The organism is Kineococcus vitellinus (genome assembly GCF_009906315.1).
GTDB classification, from domain to species: Bacteria; Actinomycetota; Actinomycetes; order Actinomycetales; family Kineococcaceae; genus Kineococcus; species Kineococcus vitellinus.
In genome coordinates, this window is sequence record NZ_JAAALL010000535.1 from 1 (window position 1) to 1,498 (window position 1,498).

A 1,498-nucleotide genomic window follows, 5' to 3' on the forward strand; every position below is an offset into this window, starting at 1 on the left:
GGGCCAGCCGCACCGAGGCGTCGGGGCGGGCCGTCGCCGCGTCGGTGACGTCCTCCAGCGCGAAGACGGTCGTGGGCACCCCGTCGCTCACGAAGCGCCGCGCCAGCTCCAGCACGACGCGCAGGCCCCCGTTCTCCCGGAGGTGGCCCTCGACGAAGAGGACGCGCAGCGGGTGCGGGGGGAGCGGGCGGGAGCGTGCCATGGCAGGACCGTACGTCCCGGGCCGGGGTGTCCGCTGGGAGTTCGGGCGCGGTTGACTCGTTGGGCCGCAGGGGGTTGCGGCAAGCGGGTGACGGCGTGACCGCTCGTGCCCGGCTGGCTGCGGGCGGTGCTCGCCGGCCCCGCCTGTCCTGCCGGGCCCGCCGGTCCTCGCGGAGCCGGGGCGGGACGCGAAGAGGGCCGCACCGGCAGGTGCGGCCCTCTTCGAGCGGGGGTGGTGGGCGATACTGGGATCGAACCAGTGACCTCTTCCGTGTCAGGGAAGCGCGCTACCGCTGCGCCAATCGCCCTCGTCCACACCAGGAGCTACCCAGTGCGGTGGAGGTGGAGACGGGATTCGAACCCGTGTGGACGGCTTTGCAGGCCGCTGCCTAACCTCTCGGCCACTCCACCGTGAGGCTCGCGCCCCGCAAGCCGACCCCCGAGCGGACGACGGGACTCGAACCCGCGACCCTCACCTTGGCAAGGTGATGCGCTACCAACTGCGCTACGTCCGCATGTCCACCGCGTCCCCCGCCGTTCCCGGCCGGTTCCCCGTGGCGTTGAAAACAGTAGCCGACGCCGGGCCGGGAGGCCAAATCGCCCCCGCCCGGTGCCGGACGCGCAGCAACCCGCCGCGGCGTCGGTGCCGGGGCGGGCTGCGCCACGTCGAGCTGCCGCGCGTCAGGACACCAGCCGGGCGATGAGCTCGTCCAGGTCCAGGTGGCGGGTCTCGCGCCCCGGCGGGACGAGCGCGTCGGCGCGGCGCAGGAAGCGCCGCACGTCGGCCTCGTCGGCCTCCAGCTCCGCGTTGCCGTCGGGCGACGACAGGCGCAGCAGGACGCGGGGGCGGCCGTCGAGGGAGTCGGAGCAGGGCCGCACCTGCACGTCGCCGGTGCCGGCGGGTGCGGTCATCCCCTCCCTCAGCAGGTCGCGGGCGAAGACCCACTCCACGTCCGTGTCGCCCCCGCGGAAGACCGCGTGGATGGCGTAGGGGTCGTCAGCTCCGTAGTGGAGGCTGGCGGGGACGGGGAGTCCGGGACCGCTGGCGGTCCGCAGGCGCAACGACACGTCGACGTCGACCTCGGTCTTGCGGTGCGGCAGTGCAGGCACGTCGACCTCCGTGTGCTCATGGCCGCTGACGGGCTCCAGCGACCGTGTCCAGGAGTTTCCCACCGCGCGGGCTTCTGAAACACCCGAACGACGCAACTGGGACGCGGGCGCGTCGTCGTCGGTTCCCCCGCCCGTCACCCGGCTCCCGGACGGTCGTCGCAGGGCTCGTCGGGGGGCTCGTCGGGGG

The 1,498-nt window shown here is 74.3% G+C and carries 2 protein-coding genes and 3 tRNA genes; all 5 read right to left on the reverse strand.

Annotated elements, in window-relative coordinates:
* The coding region (locus GTQ99_RS23170; RefSeq protein ID WP_205708094.1) for a hypothetical protein at window positions 1–202 on the reverse strand (202 nt) is incomplete at its 3' end.
* A 232-nt stretch (window positions 203–434) separates the two neighbouring features.
* Window positions 435–509: transfer RNA gene (locus GTQ99_RS23175), tRNA-Val, on the reverse strand.
* A gap of 29 nt (window positions 510–538) precedes the next feature.
* Window positions 539–612, reverse strand: a tRNA-Cys gene (locus tag GTQ99_RS23180).
* 31 nt (window positions 613–643) lie between these two features.
* A tRNA-Gly gene (locus tag GTQ99_RS23185) sits at window positions 644–716 on the reverse strand.
* Between the two features lie 166 nt (window positions 717–882).
* Window positions 883–1,311, reverse strand: coding sequence for an SsgA family sporulation/cell division regulator (locus GTQ99_RS23190; RefSeq protein WP_338075214.1), 429 nt, complete (start codon window positions 1,309–1,311; stop codon window positions 883–885).
* Between the last annotated feature and the right edge of the window lie 187 nt (window positions 1,312–1,498).